Genomic DNA, 12536 nt, shown 5'->3' on the forward strand with positions numbered 1-12536 from the left:
CGCGTCAAAACCTCGGTAATCTTGGCGACATGTCCGAACGCCGCACAGTCGCCCTTGTCACCCTTGGATGCGCCCGAAACGAGGTCGATTCCGAGGAACTCGCCGGGCGCCTGGAAGCCGATGGATGGGAGCTCGTCCACGACGCCGCCGACGCCGACATCGCCGTCGTCAACACCTGTGGGTTCGTCGAGGCCGCCAAGAAGGACTCGGTCGACGCCCTGCTGGAGGCCTCCGACCTGAAGGGCCGGGGCCGCACCCAGGCCGTCGTCGCCGTCGGCTGCATGGCCGAGCGCTACGGCAAGGAGCTCGCCGAGGCGCTGCCGGAGGCGGACGCCGTCCTCGGCTTCGACGACTACGCCGACATCACCGACCGGCTGCAGACCATCCTCTCCGGCGGCCAGCACACCTCGCACGCCCCCCGCGACCGCCGCAAACTGCTCCCGCTGAGCCCGGTCGAGCGGCAGCAGGCCGCCGACGGCGGCTCCGTGGCCGTCCCCGGCCACGGGGAGGCGTCCGCGGCCGCACCGGTCATCGAGGACCTCCCGGAGGGCGTCGCGCCCGCCTCGGGGCCCCGGATGCTCCGCCGCCGACTGGACGACAGCCCGGTCGCCTCGGTGAAGCTCGCCTCCGGCTGCGACCGGCGCTGCTCCTTCTGCGCCATCCCGGCCTTCCGCGGCTCCTTCCTCTCCCGCCGCCCCTCCGACGTGCTGAACGAGACCCGCTGGCTCGCCGAGCAGGGCGTCCGCGAGGTGATGCTGGTCAGCGAGAACAACACCTCCTACGGCAAGGACCTGGGCGACATCCGGCTGCTGGAGACGATGCTGCCGGAGCTCGCCGCGATCGAGGGGATCGACCGGGTCCGGGTGAGCTACCTCCAGCCCGCCGAGATGCGCCCCGGTCTGATCGACGCGCTGACCTCGACCCCGGGCGTCATGCCCTACTTCGACCTGTCCTTCCAGCACTCCGCGCCGGACGTGCTGCGCCGGATGCGCCGCTTCGGCGACACCGACCGGTTCCTCGGCCTGCTGGAGCAGATCCGGGCCAAGGCCCCGGAGGCCGGCGCCCGGTCCAACTTCATCGTCGGCTTCCCCGGCGAGACCGAGGCCGACCTGGCCGAGCTCGAACGCTTCATCACCCACGCCCGGCTGGACGCCATCGGCGTCTTCGGCTACTCGGACGAGGACGGTACCGAGGCCGCGACCTACGACGGCAAGCTCCCGGAGGAGGTCGTCGCCGAACGGCTGGCGAAGATCGGCCGGCTGGCCGAGGAGATGACCTCGCAGCGGGCCGAGGAGCGGATCGGCAGCGCCGTGACCGTCCTGGTCGAGTCGATCGACGAGGAGGACGGCGTGGTCGGCCGGGCCGCCCACCAGGCCCCGGAGACCGACGGCTGCACCACCCTGCTCGGCGCCCCCGAGGGGGTGAAGGTCGGTGACCTGGTCGAGGCGAAGGTCGTGGCCAGCGAGGGCGTCGACCTGATCGCCGAGGCGATCGGCTGTGTCGGAGCCGAGGTGGACGCGTGACACCAGGCCCGGAGGGGAGAACCGGGGGCGTGGCGCCCGTCTCGGCGGGGGCGTCCGTGTCGGGGTCCGCGTCGGGCCCGGTGACCGGGTTGGGCAGCCTGTGGAACATCCCCAACATGCTGACCATCCTGCGGCTGCTGATCGTCCCGGTCTTCGCCGCGCTGCTGCTGGCCGACGGCGGACACGATCCCAAGTGGCGCTCGGTGGCCTGGGCGGCCTTCGCCCTCGCCATGATCACCGACCTCTTCGACGGCGAGCTCGCCCGGCGGATGAACCTGGTCAGCGACTTCGGCAAGATCGCCGACCCGATCGCGGACAAGGCCATCATGGGCACGGCGCTGGTCGCGCTGTCCGCCCTGGGCGACCTGCCCTGGTGGGTGACGATCGTCATCCTGGTCCGCGAGGTCGGCATCACGCTGATGCGCTTCTGGGTGATCAAGCTCGCCGTGATCCCGGCCAGCCGGGGCGGCAAGATCAAGACGCTGACCCAGGGCATCGCCGTGGGCATGTACGTGCTGGTGCTGACCGGCCCGCTGGCGACCGCCCGGGCCTGGCTGATGGCGGTTGCGGTGATCCTCACCGTGGTGACCGGCCTGGACTACGTCCGGCAGGTCGTGGTGCTGCGCCGGGCCGCCCTGGCCCGTGAGCGGGCCGGCGAGTGAGCGCGCAGCCACCGGCCGACGCCGGGGCGGTGCTGGCCGCGCTGGGCGAGGCCGGGGCGACGGTGGCCGTCGCCGAGTCGCTGACCGGCGGGCTGCTGGCGGCGGCCTTCGTCGCCGTCCCCGGCGCCTCCCGCTCCTTCCGGGGCTCGGTCACCGCCTACGCCACCGAGCTCAAGGGCACCGTGCTGGGGGTGGACGCCGGGCTGCTGGCCGCCCGGGGCGCGGTGGACCCGCAGGTCGCCGCGGAGATGGCCGAGGGCGTCCGGCGGCTGATGGGCGCCGACTACGGCGTCGCGACCACCGGGGTGGCCGGCCCCGAGCCGCAGGACGGACAGCCGGTCGGCACGGTACACCTTGCGGTCGCAGGACCGGAGGGACTATCCCTCTCTTCGCTCCGGCTTTCGGCAGGCCGTGCCACAATCCGACGAAGAACCGTAGAGGCTGCGCTCGAACTACTGGGCGAGGCTGTGTGGAACCAGAGGGTTAGGACTACCGGTCCTACCGGGAATAGGACAAGTGACGCACCGGGAAGCTCCAGCGTCCATACCGCGAACACCAGGGGAGGGGCCATGGATACAGCCCAGAGTGAACACGACCGGGCTCCCCGCACGTGATGCGGGTCAAGCGGTACGGTGGGGCAGTGACGTGTCGAGCCGCGGTCCAAGGAGGGAGCCACCGATGATCCTGCTCCGTCGTCTGCTGGGTGACGTCCTGCGTCGGCAGCGCCAGCGCCAGGGCCGCACCCTGCGCGAGGTCTCAGCCGCTGCGCGGGTTTCGCTGGGCTACCTGTCCGAGGTCGAGCGCGGCCAGAAGGAGGCATCCTCCGAGTTGCTCTCCGCGATCTGCGACGCCCTCGACGTCCGGATGTCCGAAGTGATGCGCGAGGTCAGCGACGAGCTGTCGCTCGCCGAGCTGGCGGCCGGTGAGCCGGTACGCCCGATCCTGGTCGAGCCGGTGGCCGTGCCCTCGGGCCCGGGCGACCGGATGCCCTCGCTGCTGCCCAAGGCCAGTGCGATGGACGTCGTCGCGGCCTGAGGCCCCTGTCCGGCGCGGCGCCGGGTCCGTCCCCCCGGGGGCGGGCCCGGCGTTCGCCGTGCCCGTTACCCCGTCTGCGCTCATACCTGCCCAATATGACCGGGTATGCCTACGATGGAATTTCTGTCCCCGCTCCGGACGGCTGCCGCCGACCGGGACCGCGAGGTGGTTGCGCCATGGTCAGGCCGTCGATACCGCAGTTCTCCCCGCTGTCCCGCCCACGTCGCGGACCGTTCGCCTGGTCGCTGGCGCTGCTGTGCAGCGCCGGTCTCTGGTGGGTGCTGCTGGCCGGGGCCTCCGGCCCCGGCGGCGGGGTGGGACTGATGTTCGCCGGCGGCTGGACCCTCAGCCTGATGCCGATCCACAGCAGCCGACGGCCCGTCCTGCGCTCACGCTCCTCAGTTGCGCAGTCGCAGCCCCCGGGGGGTGGGGTGGAACCCGCTGTCCTCGAAGGCGGCGCTGAGGGCTGAGGTGAGCGCGGACTCGCCGTTGATCCGCTCGACGGTGAGGTCGGGCAGCGTGCCCCGTGCAGCGCCCGGACCAGCGCGGACGCCGCCCGGCGCAGGGCCGCCCGGTCGTCGGTCCAGGTCAGCAGCGACTTGCCGCCGCGCTCCAGGTAGCAGGTGAGCGCGCCGTCCAGCAGCACCACCAGCGAGCCCGCCTTCCGGCCCGGCCGGTGTCCGGAGGTGGCCGGCACCGGCGGCTCCGGCCAGGGCAGGGCCGCGCCGTAGGCATTGGCCGGGTCGGTCGCCGCCAGCACCTGGTCCGCGCCCGGCCCGCCGGTCGGCTCCTCGCCCCGCTCGGCCGCGTTGGCCAGCGAGCCGCTGACGGCGCGCAGCCGGTCGATGGCGCCGTCGGTCGCGAACTGGGCCGCGCCCAGCCCCTCGACCACGTAGCCGCGCCGGGTGCGGCCGTTCTCCTCGAAGGCGGTCAGCACCCGGTAGACACCGGCGAAGCCGCCCGGAGCCCGCTCCGCCTGAACCGCTCCCCGGGTGACCACCCCGTGCCGGTCCAGCAGGGTCTGCGCCAGGGCGTGGCCGCGCTGGGTGGCGTCCGCGAGCGGCGGCGGCAGCAGCGACCAGCGGCCGGCGGTGGTCGGCAGCGCGGCGGCGCGTCCCGCCGGGCGGGACGCCGGGCGTGCGACGCCGTAGCGTGCGCGGGGCGTGGAGCGGGGCGCGCGGTGCGCGGTGGAGCCCGCCGTGCGCCCCGAGCCGAGGTACGCCCGCAGCGGGCCGAGGGTGTCGTTGGTCAGCAGCCCGGACCAGGTGAGGTCCCAGAGCGCGGTCGCCAGCTCGGTCGGGGTGGCCTCCGGCAGCTGCCGCTGCACCTGCTCGGTCAGCTGCCGGAAGAAGAGCCCGTAGCCGGGGGCCAGCGCCGCCAGTACCGCCCGGTGCAGCGGGGAGGGCTCCAGCGGCAGCGGGGCGGCCCGCAGCAGCGGGGCGGTCTCCGCCGGGCAGAGCGAGACCCAGCCGTCCTTGCCGGGCAGCGCCCCGGCGCCGGACCAGAGCACCTCGCCCGAGGAGGTCAGCTCGTCCAGCATCGCCGGACTGTAGTCCGAGACCCGGGACGGCAGCACCATCCGCTCCAGCGCGGAGGCCGGGACCAGCGTCCCCTGGAGCTGCTCGACCACCCGCAGCAGGCCGTCGGCCCCGCGCAGCCGGTGGCTGCCGAGGTGCTGCCACTGCGGCAGGAACGCGGCCAGCGCGCGCGGCGGCACCGGCTCGACCTCGTGCCGGAGCGCGGCCAGCGAACGCCGCCGGAGCCGCCGCAGCACCTCGCTGTCGCACCACTCGGCACCGCTGCCGCCGGGCCGGAACTCGCCCTGGACCAGTCGGCCGGTCACCGCCAGCCGCTGCAGCCCGGCCTGGACCACGGCCGGGCCGAGGCCGAACCGGGCGGCGGCGTCGGCGGCGGTGAACGGGCCGTGGGTGCGGGCGTGCCGGGCCAGCAGGTCGCCAAGGGGGTCTTTCACCGGCTCGGTGAAGGCCTCCGGCACGCCCACCGGCAGGGGGGTGCCCAGGGCGTCGCGGAGCCGTCCGGCGTCCTCCACCGGGGCCCAGCGCCGCTCACCGGCGATCCGGACCTCGATCACCCGGCGGGCGGCCCGCAGCTGCTCCGGCCAGTCCGGGGCGCAGCCGCGCTCCGCGAGCTCCTCGGCGGAGAGCGGGCCGAGCAGCCGCAGCAGGTCGGCCACGCCCTCGGCGTCCTTGGGCCGGCGCTCCGGGGTGAGCCGCTGGAGCTCGGCCTCCAGCTCGGCCAGGACCTCGGCGTCCAGCAGCTCGCGGAGCTCGGCCTGGCCGAGCAGCTCGGCCAGCAGCCGGGAGTCCAGGGCGAGCGCCGAGGCGCGGCGCTCGGCCAGCGGGGAGTCGCCCTCGTAGAGGAACTGGGCGACGTAGCCGAAGAGCAGCGAGCGGGCGAATGGGGAGGGCTCGGGGGTGGTCACCTCCACCAGCCGGACCCGCCGGGACTCGATGTCGCCCATCAGCTCGACCAGCCCGGGGACGTCGAAGACGTCCTGGAGGCACTCGCGGACCGCCTCCAGGACGATCGGGAAGGAGCCGAACTCGGAGGCGACCTGCAGCAGTTGGGCGGAGCGCTGGCGCTGCTGCCAGAGCGGGGTGCGGCGTCCGGGGCTGCGTCGGGGCAGCAGCAGGGCGCGGGCGGCGCACTCCCGGAAGCGCGAGGCGAACAGCGCGGAGCTGCCGACCTGGTCGGTGACGATCTGTTCGATCGTGGTGGGGTCGAAGACGGTGGCGTCCGCGCCGATCGGCGCCTCGTCGACGGCGGCCGGGACCGGGACCGGGGCGGCCGCTGACGCCGGGTCGGCGGAGTCGGCGAAGTCCGGGAAATCGGGGAAATCCATCAGGTCGGCGTCGGGCAGCCGCAGCACGATGCCGTCGTCGGCGTGCATCACCTGGGCGTCCATGCCGTGCCGTTCGGCCAGCCGGGCGCCCAGGGCCAGCGCCCAGGGTGCGTGCACCTGGGCGCCGAAGGGCGAGTGGACGACGATCCGCCAGTCGCCGAGCTCGTCCCGGAACCGCTCGACCACGATGGTCCGGTCGTCCGGCAGGTGGCCGGTGGCGGTGCGCTGCTCGGCCAGGTAGGCGAGCAGGTTGGTGGCGGCCCAGCCGTCCAGTCCGGCCGCGCGCAGTCGCCCGGTCGCGTCCTCCGGCGTCAGTCCGCCGAGCTCGCGCAGGAAGGCCCCGACGGCGCGGCCCAGCTCCAGCGGGCGGCCGAGCGAGTCGCCGTGCCAGAAGGGCAGCTTGCCGGGCACCCCGGGAGCGGGCGAGACCAGCACCTTGTCATGGGTGATGTCCTCGATCCGCCAGGAGGAGGTGCCCAGGGTGAAGACGTCGCCGACCCGGGACTCGTAGACCATCTCCTCGTCCAGCTCTCCGACCCGGCCCCCGCCCTTCTTCGGGTCGTGCCCGGCCAGGAAGACCGCGAACAGCCCCCGGTCGGGGATGGTGCCGCCGGAGGTCACCGCCAGCCGCTGGGCGCCCGGACGGCCGCTGACGGTGCCGGCCACCCGGTCCCAGACCACCCGGGGGCGCAGCTCGGCGAAGGCGTCCGAGGGGTAGCGGCCGGCCAGCATGTCCAGCACCGAGTCGAACGCGGACTGCGGCAGCGCGGAGAACGGCGCGGCCCGGCGGACCAGCGCCAGCAGCTCGTCCACGTCCCAGGTGTCCATCGCGGTCATCGCCACGATCTGCTGGGCCAGCACGTCCAGCGGGTTGCGCGGGACCCGGAGCGACTCGATGGCGCCGCTGCGCATCCGCTCGGTGACCACCGCCGACTGGACCAGGTCGCCCCGGTACTTGGGGAAGACCACGCCGGTCGACACCGCGCCGACCTGGTGCCCGGCCCGGCCGACCCGCTGCAGCCCGGAGGCGACCGAGGGCGGCGACTCGACCTGGACCACCAGGTCGACCGCGCCCATGTCGATGCCCAGCTCCAGGCTGGAGGTGGCGACCACGGCCGGCAGCAGCCCGGACTTCAGCTGCTCCTCGACGTCGGCGCGCTGCTCCTTGGAGACCGAGCCGTGGTGCGCGCGGGCCAGCACCGGCGGTGCGGCCCGGCCGACCCCGGCCTGCGCCATCAGCTCGGCGGGCGCGCCGGTGCGCGGCAGGGCCTCGCCGGTGGCGCGCTCGTGGGCGATCTCGTTCAGCCGCCCGCAGAGCCGTTCGGCCAGCCGCCGGGAGTTGGCGAAGACGATGGTGGAGCGGTGGGCCTCGATCAGATCGGTGATCCGCTCCTCCACATGCGGCCAGATCGAAGCCGACCGCTCCGGCTGCTCGGCATCCGGCCTGCCCCCGGACAGCTCGCCCAGGTCCTCGACCGGAACCACCACGGAGAGGTCGAAGCGCTTCTCCGAGGGCGGCTGGACGATCACCGTCCGGCGCTGCGGGCGCAGGCTGCCGTCGCGCAGCCAGCCGGCCACGCCCTCCACCGGGCGCACCGTCGCCGACAGGCCGATCCGCTGGGCCGGGGCGGGCAGCAGCTCGTCCAGCCGTTCCAGGGAGAGCGCCAGATGCGCGCCGCGCTTGGTCCCGGCGACGGCGTGGACCTCGTCCACGATCACCGTCTCCACCCCGCGCAGCGCCTCCCTGGCGGCGGAGGTGAGCAGCAGGAACAGTGACTCCGGGGTGGTGATCAGGATGTCCGGCGGGTGGGTGGCGAAACGCCGTCGCTCGGCGGGCGGGGTGTCACCCGAGCGGATGCCGACCTCGATCTCGGGTTCCGGCAGCCCCAGCCGGACGGCGGCCTGGCGCAGCCCGGCCAGCGGGGCGCGCAGGTTGCGTTGGACGTCCACCGCGAGGGCCTTCAGCGGAGAGACGTAGAGCACCCGGCAGCGCCGCAGCGCCTGGGCCGGCGGGGGAGTACTGGAGAGCCGGTCGAGCGCGGCGAGGAAGGCCGCCAGGGTCTTGCCGGAGCCGGTCGGCGCGACCACCAGGACGTCGGAGCCCTCGTCGATGGCGCGCCAGGCGCCGGCCTGGGCGGCGGTGGGCGCGTGGAAGGCCCCGGTGAACCAGGCGCGGGTGGGCGCGGCGAACCCGGCGAGCGGGTCGCGCGCCGGTGCGGCGACCGGCTCACCGGGTGCGGAGGGCTGGGAGGGCTGGGGTCCGGCCATGCCCCCCATGGTGCACCGGGCCACTGACAGCCGACGCCCGACCGGACCGCCGAGAGCGAGCACGATCCGATATCCGCTCATATCGTATGAATATCCCGGCCCGGGGTTGCCAGTGTTCACAAGCAGCGATGTCCACGAGCAGCGGAGGCGTGTGTGCGGCCGAGTCAGCCAGGTCACGTCTTCCCGCTCGCCCGCTGCTCGGTGGTCCTGGCCCTGGTGGCCCTGTTGCTCAGCGGCGCCGTGCCGGGGGCCGGCAGCACCACCGGGCAGTCCTTCGCCTACCTGGTGGTGGCCCGGCAGGACGGGCCCGGCGGGATTCCCGCCGCCGAGGCGGCGGTGCGGGCGGGCGGCGGCCGGGTGGTGGAGGCCTACCCGCAGATCGGCACGGTGCTGGCGTACGGCCCGCGCAGCGACTTCGCCCGGGTGGTGCGGGGGGAGCCGGACATCCTCGCCGCGGGCGCCAGCCGCACCGTCCCGGTCCCCGACCCGCAGAGCGGTGCGGCGGCCCGGGTGCGGGCGCCCCGCGCCGGGACGCCCGGTCGGCCGGGCGCGGCGGCGCCCGCTCCGGCGACGCCGCGCCCCGGGACAGCGTTCCGGCCGCACCGGATCCGCACGGCCGCCCGCAGTGGAACCTGCGGATGATGGGCCGGACCACGGTGGCCGGGCTGCCCGCCCGGGTCCGTGCCGCACTGCGCGGCACCGTCGTCGCGGTGCTGGACTCCGGGGTCGACGACACCCATCCGGACCTGCGCGCCGCCGTCGATCCCGGCCGCTCGGCCTCCTGCGCGACCGGCACGCCGGACAGCAGTCCGGGCGCCTGGCGGCCCGACCCCGAGGTGGGCGAGAGCGGCCACGGCACCCATGTCAGCGGGATCATCGCCGCCGACCGGCCGGGCGACGGCGTCGCCGGGGTGGCCCCGGGGCGCGGATCGCCGCCGTGCGGCTGCTCGGCGCGGTCGGGCAGTACTACGCCGAGAACCTGGTCTGCGGCTTCCTCTGGGCCGCCGACCACGGGGCCCGGGTGGTGAACGACAGCTACTTCGCCGACCCGTGGAAGTACAACTGCCCGGAGGACCGGGACCAGGCCGCGATCATCGCCGCCGTCGGCCGGGCGGTGCGCTACGCCCAGGACAAGGGCGCGGTCGTGGTCGCCTCGGCCGGGAACGACGCGCAGAACCTGGGCGCCGCCCGCACCGACGAGCGCAGCCCCAACGACCACCCGGACGGCGTCCGGCCGGCCGTCCGCCACCTCGGCGCCGAGTGCCTCCGGCTGCCCGGCGGCCTGCCGGGGGTGCTGGACGTGACCGCCGTGGACCGCGACGGCAACCTGGCCGGCTACTCCAACTGGGGGGCCGGGCAGGTGCAGCTGGCCGCCCCCGGCGGCGACCCGGACGGCGGCGCCGGTCAGGCGGTGGTCTCCGACTGGCCGGGCGGCGGCTATGCCGCGCTGGCCGGGACGTCGATGGCGGCGGCGCAGGTCAGCGGCGCGGCGGCGGTCGAGGCCGCGCTGCACCCCGGCGCGGGCAGCGCCGAGCTGGCGCGCCGGCTGGAGGCCGCCGCGCTGCGGATCGACTGCCCCTCCGGCCGGCTCACCGGCCCGGACTGCCTGGGCGGCGCGTACTACGGCTACGGGCTGGTGGAGACGCCCGACCGGTGAGCGCGGCGCGGCCGGTCGGGCGGTCGGCCGGTCGACGGTCCGGTCAGCGGGACCGGTCGGCCAGGAGCGAGAAGTAGCCGAGGAAGGTCAGCTTCATCTCGTCGATGTAGCGCGGCCGGTCCTCCGGCGCGGCGGTCAGCACCAGCGGCAGCAGCCCCTTGAACATGTGGACGGCCACCTCGGCCGAGCGGCGCACCTGCTCCGGCGCGGCGTCCGGGGCGAAGGCGCCGAGGATGGCCGCGATCCGGACCAGCATCGCGTCCTGCAGGGGCTGGTGCAGGTCGGTCAGCCGCTGGGGCGTGTCCGGGCCGACGAAGAGCACGATGCAGGCCGGGTGTTCGACGTGGTACTCCACCAACGGACCCATGATCCGGTCGAGTTGCTCGGCCAGGGTCTCGCCGGGCGCCGCCGCCTTGAGTACCCGGGTGATCAGCTCGCCCAGCTCCTCGGTGTACTGGACGGCCACCGCGTCGGCGATGGCGTCCTTGTTGGGGAAGTACTGGTAGAGGGTGCCCGGGGAGACGCCGGCGCGGGCGGCGATGGCGTTGGTGGTCGTGGCCGAGTAGCCGGACTCCGCGAAGACCAGTCCGGCCGCGGTCAGCAGCTCGGCGATCCGGCGCTCGCCGCGGGCCTGCCGCCGCCGGGGGGCGCCCGCCTTCTCTGCGCCCGCCTTCTCCGCGGTCGGCCCTGCCGCGGTCGGCGCTGCTTCGGTCAGCTCTGCCACGCCTGCCTCCGTCCGTCCCGCCGATCTCCCCGGATCCGGCTGTGGCAAGTCTAGGTGCGTTGACTAATGCGAGCAATCACTCGTATTCTCGAAGCAGTAAAAGCGAGCAATGACTCGCATTCTGCTGCCGTAGTCACCACCCGCCTGCAGTCAGCACAGCCTGCAGCCCGCCCTCCTGCCGACGCACCCCTGAAGGGGACAGCCATGTCTGCCGCCGTCACCGTCACCCAGTCCGACCCGCCCGCCGTGGCCGCCGCACCCGGCGGCAACCGTTGGTGGACCCTGGCGATCGTCTCGATCGCCACCTTCATGCTGATGCTCGACCTCACCGTCGTGAACGTTGCGCTGCCCGACCTCCGGACCGCCCTGCACGCCGACTTCTCCGACCTCCAGTGGGTGCTCGACGCCTATGCGCTCACCCTCGCCGCCTTCCTGCTGACCGGCGGCTCGCTGGCCGACCGGCTGGGCCGCAAGCGGGTCTTCGGCGCCGGCTTCACGATCTTCACCCTCTCCTCGCTCGCCGCCGGACTCGCCCCCGGCATCCTCGCGCTCAACCTCGCCCGGGGCGCCCAGGGCGTCGGCGCGGCCGTGCTGTTCGCGGTCGGCCCGGCGCTGCTGGGCCAGGAGTTCCGGGGCAAGGACCGGGCCATGGCCTTCGGCGTCTTCGGCGGTGTCAGCGGACTCGCCATCGCCTTCGGGCCGCTCATCGGCGGCGGACTGACCCAGGGCCTCAGCTGGCGCTGGATCTTCCTGGTCAACGTCCCGATCGGGATCGCCGCCATGGTCCTCGGCGCGCTGCGGCTGCGCGAGTCGGTCGAACCCGGCGCCCACCGGGTGGACCGGGCCGGGCTGGTCACCTTCTCCTCCGCGCTGGTGCTGATCGTGCTCGGCTTCCTGCGCGGCGAGAACGAGGGCTGGACCAGCGCCCCGATCATCTCCATGTTCGTTGCCGGGGTGGCGCTGCTCGCCGTGTTCGTCGTGATCGAGCGCCGGGCCGGCGCGGACGCCATGCTCGACCTCAGCCTGTTCCGGATCCGCACCTTCAACGGGATCTCCGCCGCCACGCTGCTCGCCAACGCCGCCGGGATGTCGGCGATCTTCCTCCAGGTCTCCTACATCCAGAACGTCCTCGGGGCCTCGCCCCTGGAGGCGGGCCTGCGCTTCCTGCCGATGACGCTCACCCTGTTCGTGGCCGCCGCCGTCACCGGCAGCCTCACCGTGGCCGTCCCGCCCCGGGTGCTGGTGGGGGTCTCGCTGACGCTGATCGCGGTCGGCCTGGCGCTGGTCTCGCTGGTCACGGTCGACAGCTCCTGGACCGCGCTGCTGCCCAGCATGATCGCCACCGGGCTGGGGATGGGCATGTTCAACCCACCCCGGGCCTCCCTCTCCATCGCCGTCGTCGAGCCCGGCCGGGCCGGCATGGCTGCCGGGATGGGCGAGACCTTCCAGCAGGCCGGGATCGCCATCGGGATCGCCGGGCTGGGCGCGCTGTTCCAGTCCCGGGTCACCAGCCTCTTCGCGGCCTCCGCCGCCGGTCACTCGCTCGGGCCGCAGGCGGACTCGGCCGGCCGGGCCATCGCCTCCGGCGGCGGGACCGACCTGGTCAAAACGCTGCCGGCGAACCTCGCCCGGCCCGTCGCCGAGGCCGCGAAGGCCGCCTTCGTCCACGGACTGGACCAGGTGCTGCTGGTCGGCAGCGGCATCGCGGCGGTCTCCGCCGTCATCGGCTTCCTGCTGATCCGCCGCAGCGACCTGCACGCCAGCGCCCTGGCCGGGGCCGAGACCGGCCCCGACGCCGGCTGAC

The 12536-nt window shown here is 74.6% G+C and carries 6 protein-coding genes and 3 pseudogenes; 7 read left to right on the top strand and 2 right to left on the bottom strand.

Features of this window, described 5'->3' with window-relative positions; genetic code table 11:
* Positions 1 to 29: 29 nt before the first annotated feature.
* From rimO to BS75_RS27970, 4 genes and pseudogenes are all read left to right on the top strand, one after another.
* Positions 30 to 1523 (top strand): 30S ribosomal protein S12 methylthiotransferase RimO, encoded by a 1494-nt coding sequence (gene rimO, locus BS75_RS27955; RefSeq protein ID WP_034090240.1) that lies wholly within the window; start codon positions 30 to 32, stop codon positions 1521 to 1523.
* A 116-nt stretch (positions 1524 to 1639) separates the two neighbouring features.
* The gene (gene pgsA / locus BS75_RS27960; protein ID WP_042436638.1) at positions 1640 to 2185 is read left to right on the top strand and encodes a CDP-diacylglycerol--glycerol-3-phosphate 3-phosphatidyltransferase; all 546 of its coding nucleotides are present in this window, start codon (positions 1640 to 1642) and stop codon (positions 2183 to 2185) included.
* A 29-nt stretch (positions 2186 to 2214) separates the two neighbouring features.
* Positions 2215 to 2691: pseudogene (locus BS75_RS27965) on the top strand (CinA family protein); the annotation flags it as partial.
* A gap of 172 nt (positions 2692 to 2863) precedes the next feature.
* Positions 2864 to 3220, top strand: a complete 357-nt coding sequence (locus BS75_RS27970; RefSeq protein ID WP_034090241.1) for a helix-turn-helix domain-containing protein — start codon at positions 2864 to 2866, stop codon at positions 3218 to 3220.
* A 398-nt stretch (positions 3221 to 3618) separates the two neighbouring features.
* Here the strand turns inward: BS75_RS27970 and BS75_RS43500 are convergent.
* Positions 3619 to 8351, bottom strand: a pseudogene (locus BS75_RS43500) (ATP-dependent helicase).
* A gap of 153 nt (positions 8352 to 8504) precedes the next feature.
* Here BS75_RS43500 and BS75_RS49505 point away from each other — a divergent pair.
* Positions 8505 to 8993, top strand: coding sequence for a hypothetical protein (locus tag BS75_RS49505; RefSeq protein WP_034090243.1), 489 nt, complete (start codon positions 8505 to 8507; stop codon positions 8991 to 8993).
* Positions 8993 to 10008 (top strand): annotated as a pseudogene (locus BS75_RS43505) (S8 family peptidase). Before BS75_RS49505 ends, BS75_RS43505 begins: the two are co-directional and overlap by 1 nt.
* A 43-nt stretch (positions 10009 to 10051) precedes the next feature.
* Here the strand turns inward: BS75_RS43505 and BS75_RS27995 are convergent.
* On the bottom strand, positions 10052 to 10732 hold the full coding sequence (locus BS75_RS27995) for a TetR/AcrR family transcriptional regulator (protein ID WP_052069747.1): 681 nt from the start codon (positions 10730 to 10732) through the stop codon (positions 10052 to 10054).
* A gap of 204 nt (positions 10733 to 10936) precedes the next feature.
* On the opposite strand from BS75_RS27995, the gene BS75_RS28000 reads away from it, so the two are divergent.
* Positions 10937 to 12535 (top strand): MFS transporter, encoded by a 1599-nt coding sequence (locus tag BS75_RS28000; protein WP_081982629.1) that lies wholly within the window; start codon positions 10937 to 10939, stop codon positions 12533 to 12535.
* The last annotated feature ends 1 nt before the right edge of the window (position 12536 follow it).

The sequence above is a fragment of the Streptacidiphilus albus JL83 genome (genome assembly GCF_000744705.1).
In the GTDB taxonomy this organism is placed as follows: Bacteria; Actinomycetota; Actinomycetes; order Streptomycetales; family Streptomycetaceae; genus Streptacidiphilus; species Streptacidiphilus albus.

Coding starts and splice junctions, on each gene's coding strand:
- BS75_RS28000 (WP_081982629.1), top strand. CDS start 10,937: ATGTCTGCCGCCGTCACCGTCACCCAGTCCGACCCGCCCGCCGTGGCC.
- BS75_RS27970 (WP_034090241.1), top strand. CDS start 2,864: ATGATCCTGCTCCGTCGTCTGCTGGGTGACGTCCTGCGTCGGCAGCGC.
- pgsA (WP_042436638.1), top strand. CDS start 1,640: ATGCTGACCATCCTGCGGCTGCTGATCGTCCCGGTCTTCGCCGCGCTG.
- rimO (WP_034090240.1), top strand. CDS start 30: ATGTCCGAACGCCGCACAGTCGCCCTTGTCACCCTTGGATGCGCCCGA.